16 protein-coding genes and 1 pseudogene are annotated in these 16,653 nt (G+C 51.5%); 1 reads left to right on the top strand and 16 read right to left on the bottom strand.

Annotated elements, in window-relative coordinates:
- Positions 1-7: 7 nt before the first annotated feature.
- The 8 genes from mrdB to leuS form a co-directional block, all read right to left on the bottom strand.
- Entirely contained in the window at positions 8-1,120 is a 1,113-nt protein-coding gene (gene mrdB, locus AC1DUO_RS03415; RefSeq protein ID WP_013576497.1) for a peptidoglycan glycosyltransferase MrdB, read from the bottom strand.
- 6 nt (positions 1,121-1,126) lie between these two features.
- Entirely contained in the window at positions 1,127-3,031 is a 1,905-nt protein-coding gene (mrdA, locus tag AC1DUO_RS03410) for a peptidoglycan DD-transpeptidase MrdA (RefSeq protein WP_013576496.1), read from the bottom strand.
- A 38-nt stretch (positions 3,032-3,069) separates the two neighbouring features.
- Complete coding sequence (gene rlmH, locus AC1DUO_RS03405; protein ID WP_013576495.1) at positions 3,070-3,540, bottom strand: 23S rRNA (pseudouridine(1915)-N(3))-methyltransferase RlmH; 471 nt, start codon at positions 3,538-3,540, stop codon at positions 3,070-3,072.
- Positions 3,541-3,543: 3 nt separating this feature from the next.
- Positions 3,544-3,861, bottom strand: a complete 318-nt coding sequence (gene rsfS, locus AC1DUO_RS03400; protein ID WP_015698163.1) for a ribosome silencing factor — start codon at positions 3,859-3,861, stop codon at positions 3,544-3,546.
- 206 nt (positions 3,862-4,067) lie between these two features.
- Complete coding sequence (gene nadD / locus AC1DUO_RS03395) at positions 4,068-4,745, bottom strand: nicotinate-nucleotide adenylyltransferase (protein WP_112151686.1); 678 nt, start codon at positions 4,743-4,745, stop codon at positions 4,068-4,070.
- Between the two features lie 14 nt (positions 4,746-4,759).
- The gene (gene holA, locus AC1DUO_RS03390) at positions 4,760-5,800 is read right to left on the bottom strand and encodes a DNA polymerase III subunit delta (RefSeq protein WP_013576492.1); all 1,041 of its coding nucleotides are present in this window, start codon (positions 5,798-5,800) and stop codon (positions 4,760-4,762) included.
- Entirely contained in the window at positions 5,797-6,429 is a 633-nt protein-coding gene (lptE, locus tag AC1DUO_RS03385; RefSeq protein WP_037037035.1) for an LPS assembly lipoprotein LptE, read from the bottom strand. The genes holA and lptE overlap by 4 nt, the downstream gene beginning before the upstream one ends.
- 14 nt (positions 6,430-6,443) lie before the next feature.
- Positions 6,444-9,026, bottom strand: a complete 2,583-nt coding sequence (leuS, locus tag AC1DUO_RS03380) for a leucine--tRNA ligase (RefSeq protein ID WP_119261857.1) — start codon at positions 9,024-9,026, stop codon at positions 6,444-6,446.
- 267 nt (positions 9,027-9,293) lie between these two features.
- On the opposite strand from leuS, the gene AC1DUO_RS03375 reads away from it, so the two are divergent.
- The gene (locus AC1DUO_RS03375; RefSeq protein ID WP_013576489.1) at positions 9,294-9,794 is read left to right on the top strand and encodes a zinc ribbon-containing protein; all 501 of its coding nucleotides are present in this window, start codon (positions 9,294-9,296) and stop codon (positions 9,792-9,794) included.
- Between the two features lie 59 nt (positions 9,795-9,853).
- On the opposite strand, the gene AC1DUO_RS03370 is transcribed toward AC1DUO_RS03375, so the two are convergent.
- From AC1DUO_RS03370 to AC1DUO_RS03335, 8 genes and pseudogenes are all read right to left on the bottom strand, one after another.
- Positions 9,854-10,579 carry an amino acid ABC transporter ATP-binding protein gene (locus AC1DUO_RS03370; protein WP_013576488.1) on the bottom strand — a complete coding sequence of 242 codons (726 nt, stop codon included), beginning with the start codon at positions 10,577-10,579 and terminating at the stop codon, positions 9,854-9,856.
- Positions 10,576-11,253 (bottom strand): glutamate/aspartate ABC transporter permease GltK, encoded by a 678-nt coding sequence (gene gltK / locus AC1DUO_RS03365; protein ID WP_013576487.1) that lies wholly within the window; start codon positions 11,251-11,253, stop codon positions 10,576-10,578. Before gltK ends, AC1DUO_RS03370 begins: the two co-directional genes overlap by 4 nt.
- A 2-nt stretch (positions 11,254-11,255) precedes the next feature.
- Positions 11,256-11,996: an amino acid ABC transporter permease gene (locus tag AC1DUO_RS03360; protein WP_013576486.1), complete on the bottom strand. Its 741-nt coding sequence runs from the start codon at positions 11,994-11,996 to the stop codon at positions 11,256-11,258.
- A 189-nt stretch (positions 11,997-12,185) separates the two neighbouring features.
- Positions 12,186-13,082 carry an amino acid ABC transporter substrate-binding protein gene (locus tag AC1DUO_RS03355; protein ID WP_013576485.1) on the bottom strand — a complete coding sequence of 299 codons (897 nt, stop codon included), beginning with the start codon at positions 13,080-13,082 and terminating at the stop codon, positions 12,186-12,188.
- A 437-nt stretch (positions 13,083-13,519) separates the two neighbouring features.
- A complete protein-coding gene (gene lnt / locus AC1DUO_RS03350; RefSeq protein WP_013576484.1) occupies positions 13,520-15,049 on the bottom strand; it encodes an apolipoprotein N-acyltransferase in 1,530 nt (509 codons plus the stop codon).
- Positions 15,050-15,056: 7 nt separating this feature from the next.
- Positions 15,057-15,935, bottom strand: coding sequence for a CNNM family magnesium/cobalt transport protein CorC (gene corC, locus AC1DUO_RS03345; RefSeq protein ID WP_013576483.1), 879 nt, complete (start codon positions 15,933-15,935; stop codon positions 15,057-15,059).
- A 99-nt stretch (positions 15,936-16,034) separates the two neighbouring features.
- On the bottom strand, positions 16,035-16,508 hold the full coding sequence (gene ybeY / locus AC1DUO_RS03340) for an rRNA maturation RNase YbeY (protein ID WP_013576482.1): 474 nt from the start codon (positions 16,506-16,508) through the stop codon (positions 16,035-16,037).
- Positions 16,505-16,653, bottom strand: a pseudogene (locus AC1DUO_RS03335) (PhoH family protein); the annotation flags it as partial. The gene ybeY and the pseudogene AC1DUO_RS03335, both read right to left, overlap by 4 nt.

The raw sequence follows: 16,653 nt of genomic DNA, 5'->3' as shown, positions 1-16,653 counted from the left end.
CTCACCTCTATAAGTTTTTCGACAACATTTTTCGATGAGTATGTATCGACATAACGATACCAAACCCTGCCATTAGCACGATGAGTGCTGACCCGCCATAGCTGACCAGAGGCAAAGGTACCCCAACTACCGGGACAATACCACTGACCATGCCGATGTTAACAAACACATAAACGAACAGAATCAGCATCAGTCCGCCAGACATCACGCGGCCAAAAGTAGTCTGTGCATGGGCGGCGATCACCAGACCGCGCATGATCAGGCATAAGTACAGCCCAAGCAGCACCAGAACACCAATCAACCCCAATTCTTCGGCGAGTACAGCGAAAATAAAGTCGGTATGTCGCTCGGGCAGGAATTCCAGCTGAGACTGCGTGCCATGCAACCAGCCTTTGCCGGAAAAACCGCCAGAGCCGATGGCAATTTTAGACTGAATAATATGATAGCCCGCACCCAGCGGATCGCTTTCAGGATCAAGCAACATCATGACGCGGTCGCGCTGATAGTCGTGCATCAGGAAGAACCACAGGATCGGGATAAATGCGGCAACCAGCAGGGCGGCGACGGCAATCAGTTTCCAGCTCATGCCCGAAAGGAACAGCACAAATAAACCGGATGCGGCAATCAGAATCGAGGTGCCCAGATCGGGCTGTGCCGCGACCAGCAGGGTAGGGATGAAGATTAATGCCAGGGCAATCGCGGTATTTTTAAGTGAAGGCGGGCAAACGTCGCGATTGATAAAGCGCGCGACCATCAGAGGCACGGCGATTTTCGCCAGTTCTGACGGCTGGAATTTAATGATCCCCAGATCCAGCCAGCGCTGTGCACCTTTACTGATACTGCCGAAGGCATCCACCAGCACCAGCAGGAAAACGCAGAAGATGTAGAGATAAGGTGCCCAGCTTTCGTAAACGCGCGGCGGGATTTGTGCCATGACCAGCATAATCACCAGACCCATCAGGATCTGGCCGATTTTACGTTCCATCATGCCCATGTCCTGACCACTGGCGCTCCACATCACGAACGCACTGTAGGTCAGCAGCGCGAGCACGATCAGCAACATCGTCAGGTCGATATGCATTTTCGACCACAATGATCTTTTTTGTTGGTTCTCAGTCATTGACGGTTAATCACCTTCGGTTCCCGGTGGCGCTGGCGCGTCAGCCGGTAATTGTGTCGTGTTGTCGCCCAGTAAAATGTGGTCGAGTATCTGGCGTGAAATTGTCCCCACTGCCGGACCCGCACCGCCATTCTCCAGAACTACGGCAACGGCCACGGTCGGTTTGTCATAGGGTGCAAAAGAGGTCATCAGCTTGTGGTCACGCAGATGCTCAGCGATTTTATGCGCATTATAGATTTCATTGGCTTTCAAACCGTAAACTTGTGCTGTCCCGGATTTTGCGGCGGCTTTATAAGGCGCGTCAGCAAAGTACTTGCGGGCCGTACCGTTCGGACGGTTTGCTACGCCATACATACCGTCTTTGGCAATTTCCCAATAGCCGGAATGAATATCGCCAATCTGGGTCGTTTCCTGTTGTTTGTACGGCACCTGCTGGCCATCAACTTTGGTGCTCAGCAACAAATGTGGCGTTTTGACATTGCCGTCATTAATCAGCGTGGTCATGGCTTTCATGATTTGGATTGGAGTTGCGGTCCAGTAGCCCTGACCGATACCCACCGGAATGGTGTCGCCCTGATACCAGGGTTTTTTGAAGCGTTTAAATTTCCAGTCGCGGTTTGGCATATTCCCGCTACGTTCTTCTGATAAATCGATACCGCTGTACTGGCCGTAACCAAATTTGCCCATCCACTCGGAAAGACGGTCAATCCCCATATCATAAGCAACCTGATAGAAGAAGGTATCAGCCGATTCCTCAAGGGCTTTCGTCACATTCAGGCGACCATGCCCCCAGTGTTTCCAGTCGCGGTAACGCTTGTCTGAACCCGGTAACTGCCACCAGCCTGGATCAAACAGGGAGGTGTTTTTATTGATAACACCCGTTGTCAGCGCAGAAACTGAAATATACGGTTTCACAGTAGACGCTGGCGGATAAACCCCCTGCGTTGTCCGGTTGATCAGCGGCTTATTGGGGTCGTTAAGCAGCGTGTTGTAATCTTTACTTGAGATGCCATCCACAAACAGGTTCGGGTCATAACTCGGGTTAGACACCAGTGCACGGATGGCGCCATCGCGGGGATCGGTAACCACCACAGCGGCGCGGCTGCCGGTCAGCAAGACTTCAATATATTGCTGTAATGGCAAGTCGATCGTCAGGTAAATATCTTTGCCCGCCTGCGGCGGTTCTTCGTGTAGCTGGCGGATAACGCGGCCACGGTTGTTCACTTCAACTTCTTCATAGCCGGTTTTACCGTGAAGCGTGTCTTCGTAATAGCGCTCAATGCCGAGCTTACCAATGTCGTGCGTGGCGGCATAGTTGGCCAGAATGCCATCTTTATCGAGGCGTTCAACGTCACGGTCATTGATTTTCGATACATAGCCGATAACGTGCGTCAGCGCTGAACCATACGGATAGTAGCGACGCTGATAGCCTTTGACTTCAACGCCGGGGAAGTGGAACTGGTTGACGGAGAAACGCGCAACCTGAACTTCAGTCAGGGCCGTTTTGACGGCAATAGACGTAAAGCGTCGCGAACGCTGGCGCTCTTTTTTGAAGTTATCGATATCTTCCTGCGTGAGGTCAACTATCGGTTTGAGGCCTTCAAGCGTGGCCTGCAAATCGTCCACTTTTTCCGGCACCAGTTCAAGCTGATAGATCGTGCGGTTCAGCGCCAGCGGCGTACCGTTGCGGTCATAGATAATGCCGCGGCTGGGCGCGATCGGCACCAGCTTGATACGGTTATCGTTAGAACGGGTTTGGTAATCCTGAAAACGGACAATTTGCAGATTATAAAGATTAAAAGCTAAAACGCCGCTAAGTAGCAGAATGCCGATAAACGCCACCAGTGCACGGCGCACAAAGAGGGCTGATTCAGCCGTATAGTCGCGAAAAGGGTTACGATCTATTTTCATCCCACTACTTAATTCATGTTGCTGACATTCACCACCCGTTATTCGCGGTGATATGGATGATTAGTGGTAATACTCCAGGCGCGATAAAGACTTTCCGCCACCAGAACCCGCACCAGCGGGTGAGGAAGCGTCAACGGAGAGAGCGACCAGCTCTGTTCCGCTGCGGCTTTACAGGCCGGTGCCAGCCCTTCCGGACCGCCGATCAACAGGCTGACATTGCGTCCGTCCTGCTTCCAGCGTTCCAGTTGTTGTGCCAGTTGCGGGGTTTCCCATGGTGTCCCTGGAATATCCAGCGTTACGATGCGATTCCCTTTACCGACAGCGGCCAGCATCTGCTCGCCTTCTTTTTCAAGAATGCGCTTGATGTCTGCGTTCTTCCCACGTTTCCCGGCCGGAACCTCTGTCAGTTCAAACGGCATATCTTTAGGGAAACGGTGCAGATAATCGTTAAAACCGGTTTGCACCCAGTCAGGCATTTTGGTGCCGACGGCGACAAGTTGCAGCTTCACGCATCAGCCCCAGAGTTTCTCAAGCTCATACAACTGACGGCTTTCTTCCTGCATAACGTGCACGATCACTTCGCCCAGATCGACAACCACCCAGTCAGCTTCATTAATGCCTTTCACACCCATGGCATCAAGGCCAACGGCTTTAATTTCTTCAACCAGATGCCCGGCGATGGACATGACATGGCGGCTTGACGTGCCGGTACAGATAATCATGCAGTCAGTAATACTGGATTTACCTTTAACATCAATGGCGATGATGTCTTGTGCTTTCAGGTCATCGACTTTATCGACAACAAAATCTTGGAGCGCTTTACCTTGCAAAGGTTCCCCCTGGGGATGTTTGAAACAATTGACCTCACGAGATGTCCGCCGGTGTGGCACCGAAGCAATGATCAATCTCATGAAGGATAAACATAGCGGTTGTCTGGAAAACAGCTTAAAACGTTTAACAATCAATACATTGTATTGGTTGATTACGCAGCGTTATCGAGAGCCGAAATTAAGCGGCGCAGTATAGCACGCGTTAGCTACTCGCGGTACAAGCCCTGTGATTCTATATAACGCTCAACGGCGGAAGGCAGTAAATCTGAGCAATCAAGACCCGCATGACGGCGTTCACGGATTTCAGTCGCTGAAATATCCAGCAATGGGGTATTGGCCTGATAAATGAATCCAGCCGGTTTTTGCTTAAGCGCATTGGCATCATTCACCCGATGGGCGTCATACCATTTCTGCAGTTCTGGTGTATCAAGTTGTTCCTGATAACCCGGACGCGCCATCACCACGATATGACAGAAATCCAGTAACGATTCCCAGCGGTGCCACTTATGCAGCGTCAGTAACGAATCCTGGCCAATGATAAACGCCAGCGGGCATTTGTCGCCATGTTCTTTACGTAACGTTGCAAGTGTCTCAATCGTGTAGGAGGGCGTATCAACAGCCAGCTCGCGGGGGTCGACTGAAAACAGCGCGTTATCCGCCACAGCCAGCTTCGCCATATGCAGACGTTGCTGCGGCGTGGCTTCGGGTTGTGGCCGGTGGGGAGGAACGTTGTTGGGCAGCAGGATCACCTGATCAAACCCGGCCAGCGCTGCCAGCGCTGCAACGGGTTTCAGATGACCATAATGGATCGGGTCAAACGTACCGCCAAAAAAAGCCAGCAGCTTTTCAGCGGTTGCAGAAGAATGTGCGGCGCGGCGCGGCATAACGGTGTCCTGCTTCAATACGAACCCAACTCCGTCAATCCGGTGGGTAAGGATTTCCCACAGAGTAGCATAGACAGGCTTTCAAGCTCGGCCCAGACTGACTGACCGTAATCCTGTTTTAGTGTGATTTCCATCTGGGTCAGTAAGCGAACGGCCTGAGACAGCTGGGCAAGAGACAGGCGTTGCAGTGCCTGAGTCACCAGCGCCCGGCGGTTTTGCCAGACTTTTTGCTGATCAAACAGGGTCCTGATCGGCGTCGTGTCCATTTTCCGTTTCAGATTGAGCAGCATCAGCAGCTCACGCTGTACGGTTCGCAGTAAAATAACCGGCTCGCTGTCTTCCTGTTGCAACTGACGCAAAATATGCCAGGCTCGCTTACTTTTCCCGGCCAGTAACGCATCCAGCCAGTGATAAGGTGTGAAATGTGCCGCATCGTTGACGGCCTCTTCGACGCGCGGTAGCGTGAGTTTGCCATCCGGATAGAGCAGGGAAAGACGCTCCAGCGACTGCGCCAGCGCCAGCAAATTTCCTTCATAGCAGTAGCACAAAAGCTGATTAGCCGGTTCATCGAGTTCAAGTGAAAGTTCTTTGGCGCGACGGGTCACCCAGCGGGGAAGTTGTGCCTGTTCGGGCGTCTGACAACTGACGAAAACACCTTTGTCACTTAACGCTTTAAACCAGGCGCTGTTTTCCTGCGCTTTAGTCAGTTTTGTACCGCGCAACAGCAGCAGAATATCGTCGTGGAGCAGGGTGGTCAGTTTGAGTAATTGTTCTGCCATCGGCGCCGTCGGGCCATTTTCGGGCAGAATAAGCATCAGGGTCTGCCGGCTGGCAAACAGGCTCAGGGCCTGACAGATGCTGAAGATGGACTCCCATTCGGTATGGGCGTCAAGAATGTAGGTGTAGTGCTCCTGGAAGTCAGCCTGCTGGGCAGCGTGACGTATGCTGTCCTGGCTTTCCTGCAAAAGCAAAGGGTCGTTTCCACATAACACATAACAAGCGCGCAGCCCCTCACGGAGCTGCGCGGCAAGTTGTTCCGGATAAACTCGGATCATTGTGCGGAAGGGGTGGCCGGTGCCGTGGAAGATGCCGCAGAGGCATCAGACGACGTCGTGGCTGATGAACCGGTAGAAATGACTTCTACCTGACGCCCGCCGACATCCTCTGCTTTCTGCAATTCTGAAGCATGGACGGTCAGCAACTTACGGATCAGTTGCTGCGCAGCCTGCTGGCGCATTTCCTCGATAATGATGTCCTGTTCGTTATCTTTGGCCAGCGCCGTTAACGGGTTGTCAAAGAAGGAACGGAACACTTTTACATGGATAGGATACAAATCCTTGCCAGGCATCAGAACCGTCGCATTAATGTTCATTTCCATCTGATATTCCGCAGTCTTACCGTCCTGGAAGATTGATGCGGTAGTCTGACCCACTGACTCAGCCCCAATGCGCAGCGACGGGATATCCTTACGCTGTTCTTTGGTCGGATCATCAACAATGGTCACATTACTTAGACGCAACTGGGTCCTGATATTACGAGTCAACGGACCATATGGATCCCCACTGTCCAAAACGATTGTTTTCAGTTCGTCAGGAACATTGGTTTTCCCACGTAAATGGAATCCACAACCTGCTGTAACCAGCACTGCTGCGGTGAGCAGCAATGTCATTATGGGATGTCGCACAGATCCTCCTTGACTCAACCTACAACCAGGTTAAGCAGTTTGCCCGGGACGTAGATTACTTTGCGAACCGTAACCCCATCCAGATATTTTGCGACCAAATGTTCTTCTGCCGCACGATCGCGCACTTGTTGCTCGGTAGCATCAGCGGCTACGGTGATTTTAGCACGCACTTTACCGTTCACCTGTACAACGACCAGCTTGGAATCTTCAACCATTGCCTGCTCATCAGCTTGTGGCCATGGCGCGGTATCCACGTCGCCTTCTCCTTGCAGCGACTGCCAGAGGCTGAAGCAGACGTGCGGAGTGAATGGATAAAGCATACGGACAACCGCCAGCAAGGATTCCTGCAGCAGCGCACGGTCCTGTTCGCTATCCTGAGGTGCACGACCCAGCTTGTTCATCAGTTCCATGATTGCCGCGATAGCGGTGTTGAAGGTCTGACGACGACCGATATCATCGGTCACTTTGGCGATGGTTTTATGCAAGTCACGACGCAGATCTTTCTGTGCTTCATTGAGAGAAGCCACATCCAGAGCGGCAACAGGACCTTTTTCTGTGTGCTCGAAGGCCAGTTTCCAGACACGTTTCAGGAAGCGGTTTGCCCCTTCAACGCCGGACTCTTGCCATTCCAGCGTCATTTCTGCCGGAGAAGCGAACATCATAAACAGACGCACGGTATCTGCACCGTATTTATCGACCATCACCTGCGGGTCGATGCCGTTGTTTTTAGACTTGGACATCTTGCTCATGCCCGCGTAAACCAGTTCGTGGCCTTGCGGGTCAGTGGCTTTGGTGATGCGACCTTTTTCATCACGTTCAACAATGGCATCCGCCGGGGAAACCCAGATACGTTCGCCGCTGTTACCGGTGTAGTAGAACGCGTCAGCCAGAACCATACCCTGACACAACAGGCGCTTGGCCGGTTCGTCAGAATCCACCAAACCTGCATCACGCATCAGTTTGTGGAAGAAGCGGAAATACATCAGGTGCATGATGGCGTGTTCAATACCACCGACATACTGATCGACTGGCAACCAGTAGTTGGCGGCCGCAGGATCCAGCATACCTTCGTCGTATTGCGGGCAGGTATAACGCGCGTAATACCAGGAAGATTCCATGAAGGTGTCAAAGGTGTCGGTTTCACGCAGACCCGGCATACCGTTGACGGTAGTTTTCGCCCACTCAGGATCCGCTTTAATCGGGCTGGTGATACCGTCCATGACCACATCTTCCGGCAAAACAACCGGCAGTTGATCTTCAGGCGCAGGAATAACGGTGCCGTCTTCCAGCGTGATCATCGGAATTGGTGCGCCCCAGTAACGTTGACGGGAAACCCCCCAGTCGCGCAGACGGTAGTTTACTTTGCGCTGACCGACACCCTGAGCAACCAGTTTATCGGCAATAGCATTAAAGCCGTCTTCGTGACTGAGACCATCAAATTCGCCAGAATTGAACAGTGTACCTTTCTCAGTCATGGCTTCTGCGCTGACGTCAGGATGGCTGCCGTCCAGATTCAGGATAACCGGCTTGATCTGCAGATCGTATTTGGTGGCGAATTCCCAGTCGCGCTGATCGTGACCAGGCACGGCCATCACTGCGCCGGTACCGTATTCCATCAGCACGAAGTTAGCGACCCAGATTGGCAGCTTTTCACCAGACAGCGGGTGAATGGCAAACAGACCGGTTGCCATGCCTTTCTTTTCCATCGTCGCCATTTCTGCTTCGGCAACTTTGGTGTTACGGCATTCGTCGATGAAATCGTTCAGCGCAGGATTATTCTGTGCGCCCAACTGTGCCAGAGGATGACCGGCAGCCACAGCGACGTAGGTCGCGCCCATAAACGTATCAGGACGGGTGGTGTACACCGTGACTTTTTCATCGCTGTCAGCCACATCAAAGGTGATTTCCACGCCTTCGGAACGGCCAATCCAGTTGCGCTGCATGGTTTTCACCTGCTCTGGCCAGCTTTCCAGCGTGTCCAGATCGTTAAGCAGCTGATCGGCGTAATCGGTGATTTTGATAAACCACTGAGGAATTTCTTTACGTTCTACTTTGGTATCGCAACGCCAGCAGCAGCCGTCGATAACCTGTTCATTCGCCAGAACGGTCAGGTCATGCGGACACCAGTTCACTGCGGAGGTCTTCTTATAAACCAGACCTTTTTCGTACAGCTTGGTGAAGAACCATTGTTCCCAGCGATAATAATCAGGCTTACAGGTCGCGATTTCACGATCCCAGTCATAGCCGAAGCCCAGCAATTTAAGCTGGTTCTTCATGTATTCGATGTTTTCGTAAGTCCACGGCGCAGGTGCGGTGTTGTTTTTAACCGCTGCTCCTTCCGCTGGCAGGCCAAACGCATCCCAGCCAATCGGCTGCAGAACGTTTTTACCGAGCATGCGCTGGTAACGGGAAATCACGTCACCGATGGTGTAGTTGCGCACGTGTCCCATGTGGAGACGGCCTGATGGATAAGGCAACATGGAGAGGCAGTAATATTTCTCCTTGCCAGGCTGTTCGGTAACTTTGAAGGTTTGCTTCTCTTGCCAGTGAAGCTGAACGTGTGACTCGATGTCTTCTGGACGGTATTGCTCTTGCATGGCGGCCGGTGGTCCTGTGAGTGAAAACAGCTACGCCTGTAGCTCAAAAAGTTTTAATCAAAAGATCCGCATAGCATAGCTGATAAGCGGTTGGAGCAACAACACCCAGCGAAGGCTAAAGGGAATTTCTGTCCGCTTCTGGCGCAATATTCATAATCTGCGAGTCAGCGCGAGATAATCTGCGCAACGGATCAGGGATTTACGACTAAAATAAAGGCAGTGCGTTCCCGCCGTGAAAATGGTTATGACAGTTCAAGGAGAGGAAATATGAGCAATATTACGCAATCTTACCGTCAGTTGGTGACATCACTGACCGAGCGGTTAAAACACGGTGAACGTGATATCAGCGCGCTGGTACAGGATGCCCGCGTCAGACTGCAGGAAGAGGGCAAGCTGACGGAAATCCAGATTGAACAGTTAACGTCGGCGGTACGCCGCGATTTGCACGAATTTGCCCGCAACTATGAAGAAAACCAGCAAGCCGTGGCAGAAGAAGATGACGGCACGGACAGTGTGTTCATGCGGGTCATTAAAGAAAGCTTGTGGAAAGAGCTGGCCGATATGACCGATAAAACCCAGCTGGAATGGAAAGAGGTTTTTAAAGATGTCAGCCATCACGGGATTTATCACAGCGGAGAAGTCGTCGGTCTGGGCAATCTGGTGTGTGAAAACTGTCATTTTCACTTAGCGGTGTATACGCCGGAAATTCTGAGTAAATGCCCGAAATGTGGTAACACTGAGTTTACGCGTCGTCCGTTTGAACCTTAAGCGTCAGACACCTGCCCCGGAGAGTCGGGGCAGGTGTGCTTTCTTTTTTTCAGTGCCGGTCAGTGCAGGATCTTCGCCAGGAAATCCCGGGCGCGATCGGATTCCGGATTATTGAAGAAATCGTCTTTATTGCGATCTTCTACAATCTTGCCTTCATCCATGAAAATCACGCGGTTGGCCACTTTACGGGCGAAGCCCATTTCGTGTGTCACCACCATCATTGTCATACCTTCGTTTGCCAGCTCAACCATAACGTCGAGCACTTCGTTGATCATTTCCGGATCAAGAGCGGACGTCGGTTCGTCAAACAACATCGCGATCGGATCCATACACAATGCACGGGCAATCGCCACACGCTGTTGCTGACCACCGGAAAGCTGGCCGGGGAATTTATTGGCGTGCGCGGACAAACCGACACGATCCAGTAATTTCAGGCCCTTGTCTTTCGCTGCCGCTTTATCACGTTTTAAAACTTTGACTTGTGCCAGTGTCAGGTTATCGATGATGGAAAGGTGCGGGAACAGTTCGAAATGCTGGAAAACCATGCCCACTTTTGCACGCAGTTGCGCCAGATTGGTCTTCTTGTCATTGACCGGCGTCCCGTTGACCAGGATCTCACCTTTCTGAACTGGTTCGAGTCCGTTAACGGTTTTGATCAGCGTCGATTTCCCTGAGCCTGAAGGCCCGCAAACCACCACAACTTCACCTTTTTTAACTTCGGTGCTGCAATCGGTAAGCACCTGAAAGTGCCCGTACCATTTAGAAACATTCTTCAGTGAAATCATGAAACGGTCCTTTTCTTCAAATAACGCACCAGCAAGGAAGCACAAAGGCTGATAACAAAGTAAATAAGTCCTGCAAACAGCACCATCTCAACCAGTGTACCGTCACGGTCACCAATATTAGATGCGCTGCGGAAGAAGTCTGCGAGGCCCAGAACATACACCAGCGAAGTATCCTGGAACAAAACGATAGCCTGCGTCAGCAGTAACGGCACCATCGCGCGGAAAGCCTGCGGCAGGATAACCAGCTTCATCGACTGCCACTGTGTCATACCCAGCGCCAGCGCTGCAGAAGACTGACCGCGTGCGATGCTGATAATCCCTGCGCGGATAATCTCCGAGTAATACGCCGCTTCAAATAACGCAAACGCGACCATCGCAGAAATCAGGCGGATATCGGTTTTAGGTGACAGTCCGAGCACTTTTTGCAGAAAGCCCGGCACAATCAGATAGAACCACAACAGCACCATGACCAGCGGAACCGCGCGGAAAAGGTTGACGTAAGCCGAGGCAAACCAGCTGATCGGCTTGAACGTTGACAGGCGCATGACCGCCAGCAGGGTGCCCCACAAAATACCGACTACAATCGCCAGCGACGTTATCTTCAGCGTAATGACCATGCCTTGCCACAGATAGGGCAGGCCGGGACCAATAGAACTCCAGTCGAATTCATGCATGCTTATTTCCCTCCCATGTTGCCCGGCAGGCGGACTTTACGTTCTACGAAATGCATCAGCAGCATGATGACGGCATTGATAAGGACATAAGCAACGGTGATTGCAGTGAATGATTCATACGCATGCGCGGAGTAATCCAGCAGCTTACCGGCTTGTGCGGCCATATCAACCAGACCAATGGTCGAGGCAATGGCGGAGTTTTTCACCAGATTAACCATCTCAGAGGTCATTGGCGGCACGATCACGCGGTAAGCATTGGGCAACAGCACATAGCGGTAAGTTTGCGGCAGCGTAAGGCCCATCGCCAGTCCGGCATTGCGTTGTCCGCTTGGCAGGGACTGGATGGCTGCACGCACCTGTTCGCATACACGGGCGGCGGTGAACAACCCGAGGCAAATTACCGAGGAAGTGAAGAACTGTACGTCAGGCGCCAGTTCGGATTTAAACCACATGCCGATATTTTCAGGCAGCAGTTCAGGGACCACCAGATACCAAATGAAGAATTGCACGATTAATGGCACGTTACGGAATAATTCGACGTAACAGGTACCAATACCCGAAAGGATGCGGTTGGGGACGGTACGCAAAATACCGAACAGAGAACCGATGAGGAAGGCGATTATCCATGCGCAAATTGACAGTGCGACAGTGACCTGAAATCCATTCCAAATCCAGCCCAGATAAGTGGTGTTACCGAAGGGGGCTTGTTGCAGAAAAATGCCCCAGTTCCAATCTATTGACATAAAAACTCCGTAAAGCGGGTAAAGGCTTACCCATCTGAGTGATGACGCAATCCGCCTAAAGTGAATGGGAAAGAATGCGGGGTGGGGAACGACCACCCCGCATCTGTATCATCACAGGTTGGTGGTCCAACCTTGTATTTTAGTCACTTTTCACTCTTCTCTTGGTTATACCCGTCCATTTGGTATGACTTACAGCGCCTTATCGTTTGGCGCTTTGAACAGAGCTTTCATGTCATCGGACAGCTCAAAGTTCATATTCAGGTTTTTCGGAGGAATCGGTTTTTTGAACCAGGTTTCAAACCATTTGCCTGCTTCACCGGAGGTTTGTGCCTGCACGATGGTGTCATCAACCAGTTTTTTAAACTCAGCATCGTCTTTACGCATCATGCAGCCATAAGCTTCTTTGGATTGCGGCGTACCGACAATTTCCCAGTTGTCTGGTTTCTTGGCTTTCGCACGTTCACCGGCCAGCAAGGCGTCATCCATCATGAAGGCCACTGCGCGGCCAGTTTCCAGCGTACGGAAGGAGTCACCGTGGTCTTTGGCACTGATGATGCGCAGATCCAGTTTTTTCTCTTCGTTCAGCTTGTTCAGCAGAACTTCGGAAGTCGTACCGGAGGTTACAACAACAGTTTTGCCTTTAAGGTCAGTGAAATCTTTAATCTCTGAACCTTTTTTCACCAGCAGACGTGTGCCGATCACAAAGATGGTGTCAGAGAAGGCTGCTTGTTGCTGACGTTCCAGGTTGTTGGTGGTTGAACCACATTCGAAATCGTAGGTGCCGTTTTGCAGCAGCGGGATACGGTTCTGCGAAGTGATTGGCATCATTTTGACCTGCAGGTCAGGCAGGTTCAGTTTTTTCTTCACTGCGTCAACGATAGCGTCAGAATAGTCCTGTGAATAACCCACAACTTTTTGTTCGTTGTTGTAGTAAGAGAATGGCACTGAGGATTCACGGTGACCCACCACGATAACGCCATTGTCTTTAATTTTTTTCAGGGTGCCGGTCAGTTCTTCTGCGTGAGCAAAGCTGCTCACGGTAACGCTTGCCAACAGTACTGATAACGCCAATTTGCGCAATTGCATGTCCAACTCCTTGCTGTCATTAGGGATCCAAACTCAGGGATCAGAAAGTACTAATGCCTCGTCATATGAAGCTAGAAAATAGCTGAATGTGAATATTATGAAACCACATTGTTTCTTTTTTGAGACGAGACACGCACCAAATCAAAGCAATCAAACGGCTATGCACCCGGAAAGTGCATGAGGAGCAGCCTGTTTGTACCAAAATGATGCATCCCGTCATAAAAAGTAACTAATCAGATATCTTTCAATCAGATGTAGCAAGAGTCGTGCCAAATGGCCTGATTTAACTTCATAAGCGGGCAAATCGGCAGCGCTTAATGCCGCAGTCGAAACAATCGGCAGCAGGTAAAAGGGGAGGGGTATTGAGATTAAAAAGGGGTGCTACAAAAAAGAACAGACACCCGGAGGTGCCTGTTTTAGAAACAAAACGCTTGTACTCAGGATTTACGGCGACCCAACCACAGCGCAACTGCCGCCATGACTGCCGTAGCAAACCACACCGGCCACCAGCCAGCCCGGGCATAAGGTGTCATACCCGTTGTCGGTGTGACCTTCACGTTCAGCACCTGACGGGTAAACTGCGGAATTTCGTGGGTCACATCGCCCTGAGCATCAACGACGGCGGTAATGCCATTATTGGTGCTGCGCAGCAACGGACGGCCCAGTTCCAGCGAACGCATTCGCGCCATCTGGAAGTGTTGCCATGGGCCAATCGAATGACCAAACCAGGCATCGTTTGAAATCGTCAGCAGGAAATTAGTATCCGGTTGCAGATTGTCGCGCACCTGTTCGCCGAAGACGACTTCGTAACAAATCGCCGTGGTCAGATTCAGGCCACTGACAAACAACGGTTTCTGCACGTAATCACCACTGGTCAGCCCGGACATCGGCAAATCGAAGAAAGGTGCCAGCGGGCGAAGAATGGCTTCCAGCGGTACGAACTCTCCAAAAGGCACCAGATGATGTTTGTTGAAGCGGTTTTCGTCAGGATAGTGATAGGGCTTTTCACCGCCGAGCACGATGGCGCTGTTATACACTTTCATGCCTTCTTCATTGCGACGGGCATCGATAATGCCGGTGATTAACTGGGTGCCGTGTGAGCGGTAGATATTATCCACCATGCTCAGGAAGCCCTGCTGATCGGATTCAATGTCTGAAATTGCTGATTCCGGCCAGATGATCATGCTGGATTTACCCACGTACGGGCGGCTGAGATCCAGATAGGTCTGCAGCGCACTTTCCAGTGCTTTCGGATCCCATTTCATGGACTGTGGAATGTTGCCCTGAACCAGTGCCACATCGACCGTTTTATCTGGCTGTTCCTGATACCAGTGGATATAACGCAGCGGCCACGGCAGTAACAGCATGGCAACAGCGATAATTCCCGGTGTGACGCGACGCTGATGTACTGCGTACACAATCAGTCCGCTCAGCGAGGTGAGTAAAATCGTGATGCCGTCGACGCCGGTAATCGGCGCGAGGCCTTTCAGCGGACCGTCGATCTGGCTGTAGCCGAACTGTAACCACGGGAAACCGGTCAGCACCCAGCCGCGCAGGAATTCAGTAACTTGCCACAAGGCGGGCGCGCCAAGTGCCAGTTTCCACCAGGTGGTTTTCGGCCACAGTTTGCTGAACAAGCCGGCAAACAACATCGTGTACAGCGATAAATACGCTGCCAGCAAGACCACCAGGAAAAGGTTGATCGCTTCCGGCATGCCGCCAAACGTGGCGATGCTGACATAAACCCAGTTTACGCCGCTGCCAAAAAGACCCATTCCCCAGAAAAAGCCGATGAGCGCGGCCTGAGCCGGACGACGATCGAGCGTTAATGCCAGCAGACCGCACAGCGAAATGATCGCCGCAGGCCAGAAGTCATAAGGGGAAAATGACAGCGTGCCACAGGCACCGAAAAAGAGCGCCAGCAGGGCGCGAACCCGCTGGCGTTGATATAAAGAGGCAATTGCCATGAAGTAATTATTCTTCCAGTATCGGTTGCGGCGCGTCGTCCGGTATTTTTACATGAACCTGAATGATACGACGGCTGTCAGCCATCGCAACCTTGAACAGGTAACCGTCAATTTCAATGCTTTCACCACGCGCCGGTAAATGGCCGAATGACTGCATGACCAGACCACCAATCGTATCGACTTCGTCGTCACTGTAATGGGTCCGGAACACTTCATTAAAATCTTCGATCGGTGCCAGTGCGCGGACGGTGTAGGTATGGCGGCTGAGCTGACGGATATCCAGATCTTCTGCTTCATCGTACTCATCATCGATTTCGCCGACGATCAGTTCGAGAATATCTTCTATGGTTACCAGACCTGAAACGCCGCCGAATTCATCAACGACAATCGCCATGTGGTAACGCTGTGAGCGGAATTCCTTCAGCATGCGGTCTACGCGTTTGCTTTCAGGGACAACGACCGCGGTTCTCAGCACTTTATCTATGCTGAATGGCTCAGACTCTGTGCGCATAAACGGCAGCAGGTCTTTGGCCATCAGGATGCCTTCAATGTGATCCTTATCTTCGCTGATCACCGGGAAGCGTGAGTGTGCAGATTCAATAATGACATCGAGGCACTCTTCCAGCGGCTGGTTGCGTTTTAGCGTGATCATTTGTGAACGTGGGATCATGATGTCCCGGACGCGCTGCTCGGCGATATCCATCACGCCTTCCAGCATGTCACGGGTATCGGGGTCGATCAGATCGTTTTGTTCTGAATCACGGATCAGCTCAACCAAATCGCCACGGTTTTTTGGTTCACCGTGAAAAAGCTGGCTAAGGATAAGGGAAAAGAAGCCCTTCTTGGGACTGGGGCTGTCACTATTTTGTGAATGGTCATCGCTCATGGCGTTTGGTTTTTTTTACTCGTAGTTAGTGAAAATTATGCGAAACGCCTGCGGATAAACACGTTATCAGGCAGGCATTACGCGAGTTTACTGTGAAGCTTAGTTATCTTCTTTCTCTGAAATATACGGATCCGGATACCCCAGACCCTGCATGATTTCAGTTTCAATCGATTCCATTTCTTCGGCTTCTTCGTCAACGATATGGTCATAGCCCAGCAAATGCAAACTGCCGTGAATGACCATATGCGCCCAGTGAGCCAGAAGTTCTTTGTCCTGCTCTTTTGCTTCTTTCTCCACAACCTGGCGACAAATAATCAGGTCGCCAAGAAGCGGCATCTCCATACCAGGAGGTGCTTCGAACGGAAAGGATAACACGTTGGTCGGTTTATCCATCCCACGATAAGTCATATTAAGTTCATGACTTTCAGGGATATCGACCAGACGGATTGTGACTTCTGATTCTTCCTGAAACTGAGGAAGAACCGCTTCAAGCCAGGTCTGGAAATCATTTTCTGACGGTAAACCTGCTGCATCTTCGCAGGCAATTTGTAAATCGAGGATTACCGTGTTCATTGACTGGCCTGTTGTGTTGAGCTGTTCTGATGTTCATGTTTACGCTCTGCGGCAATCGCATCGCGGCGTTTTTGATCTTCTTCTTCCCAGGCTTCGTACGCGACAACAATGCGCGCAACGACCGGATGACGTACCACGTCTTCAC

Source organism: Rahnella sp. P4_A8 (assembly GCF_056402435.1).
This window is presented reverse-complemented; position numbering and strand designations above follow the sequence as displayed.